This is a genomic window from Mesorhizobium sp. M7A.F.Ca.CA.003.01.2.1, from assembly GCF_003998945.1.
In the GTDB taxonomy this organism is placed as follows: domain Bacteria; phylum Pseudomonadota; class Alphaproteobacteria; order Rhizobiales; family Rhizobiaceae; genus Mesorhizobium; species Mesorhizobium ciceri.
Genome location: NZ_RZRA01001027.1, coordinates 1 through 1,890, shown reverse-complemented (window position 1 = coordinate 1,890; position 1,890 = coordinate 1). Strand labels below are relative to the sequence as shown.

Here is a 1,890-nt window from a genome sequence, read left to right as displayed (position 1 = left end):
CGAGAGAGAGAGGGGGCCGCCGGTCTTGGGGCTGGTAGAGAGCAGTTCCAACAAGCCGCCCAGCTATTTGCAGACGCAGCCAACAAAATGGAAGCTGTGCTTCCCTTTCTCCCTAATGAGGAACTCTCGCAGCAGCAATTTGCATACCTGACTGAACTCAGGGGACCAGGTGGCCTCTCTGCAGTGATCCCCGAATCAAAGAGCCTGAAGGATGTCTACAGGAGTTTCGCCAACGTGACACGGCAGATGTCGAGTGTGGTCGAGGGCCTTGCTGGACAAGCGAACGCCTTCCGGACCATCTCTCCCCTGCTGACAACGTACTTCCGGGTAGCTGACGGCGTAGTGGCCCTGCAGGAGCGACGTTGATTTGCAATCTCAGTAATCACCAAGGAACGTCATTCCGCTTGACTGAGAGATACACCGCTGCTACCCCTTGAGATACACCAAGGCGGTCGACGCTTTGGGGAAGAAGTCGCATAAGCGATTGCAGTTAAAGGGTTTTCTGGCTTATTTTTTCCCGGTTCGATTTAACGAACTTGTCCGGCCCGGGGAGCCAAATTCTTCAAAGCGTTGAGACGGTCAGGTCGCCCATAGGGGCTGATCTATGGCATGTCTGGAAAACCGCAGGCAGCCGCAGGTTGATCCTCAACTTGACCTGGCGCCGCTATGCAGCGCGCTTCGATCACGGCGATCTCTTCACGGCGATCTCATCAGGATTTCATCTCTTGTCACCGTTCGGGTTGGGTGCCGGTGCCTCTCGCACATCTCGTGGTGGCGGGTCGACATGTTCAAGCTCTGGCGGGGCTTCTTTGTCCCGACGTCGGACAGGTAGCTTCTCCGGTTCGGGCTTCGATGGTGGTTCTTTGATCTTGCTCGGCATAATCGAGTTAACCGCACTGCCGGTCCCTTGTTCCCGCAGCAAGCCGAAAACCTGAATGGGGGAACCGGGAGCGCCAAAGAGCGTTTTCTCGCATGCTCAAGAAGATCGCCCTTGCCGCCGTGCTGGTTCAGGTTGCCGCGGTTTCGGCTCTCATCACTCAGACGGTCCTCTTCGCGTCCACGGCCACACAGGCCGCCAACGCGCAGCCCGGCGACGCAGTCGCTGTCACTGCCGACAAGGAACCGGACAAGGCGGCGCAGCCTGCTGGTGCCGACCAATGCCCAACCCGGCTTGTGACGAGCAAGATTTTCACGAGCAACTCAATTACGGCGCAATGATAGTTCGCCATCGATGCCGGCCATCCGTCGATCCCCCCAATTTAAGTCAGGGCAATGTGCTTGAAAGCGCAATGATTCCTGTTACTTGCGGCATGGGGCGAGTGCGTTTGGGTTGGGCAAGAATTGGTATGATTTCATCGAATATGGAATGCCCGCGCTGTCATGGCAGCGGCAGGGTTTTCGACTGCTCCAAATGGTATGCGTCAAACGGGCACTGCTGCCCGCAGGGAACCCATCGGGGTGGCTGCCCCGGAAAGACGGGGCCTGCACGGAATGCGACGGCCTAGGGACAATGGCGGAGCCTCCGCTGAGGGCCGTGGCATAATCTGCGATAGTGTCGCATGCCGCTGATGGCGACGCGGACGCGCCCGCCAAAAAACCGTACTAACGGCGCGAACAACAACCGCCCGCCAAAGGTGAGCTGGCAGGGCAGCTCACCTTGTAGCGATGCGGAAACGACGACCATGCAGCCGGACCATCCTGATGGCGCCGCCCCTTATCAAGGCTAAGCGATTACCCCACCACGACCTGACCTTGTGCCGTCCATCCAAGGGAATTGGGCAAGCGGGTCCTGCAAGATTTTGACGGATCTTGCGAAGCCGGCGACGGCATCGCGCGCCACTGTCAGCGGAACCTGGCCGTCGTGAGCACGCTGGCAAGCTCGAAAGGCCG

At 58.7% G+C, this 1,890-nt stretch carries 2 protein-coding genes; both read left to right on the top strand.

The window, feature by feature from the left end:
• A partial coding sequence (locus EN969_RS35630) for a hypothetical protein (RefSeq protein ID WP_206525260.1) occupies positions 1–366 on the top strand: 366 nt, incomplete at its 5' end.
• A gap of 606 nt (positions 367–972) precedes the next feature.
• Positions 973–1,218: a hypothetical protein gene (locus tag EN969_RS29170; RefSeq protein WP_063168150.1), complete on the top strand. Its 246-nt coding sequence runs from the start codon at positions 973–975 to the stop codon at positions 1,216–1,218.
• Positions 1,219–1,890 lie beyond the last annotated feature (672 nt).

What these genes read in the sequence shown, in the direction of transcription:
- EN969_RS29170 (WP_063168150.1), top strand. Translation starts at nt 973, where the DNA reads ATGCTCAAGAAGATCGCCCTTGCCGCCGTGCTGGTTCAGGTTGCCGCG.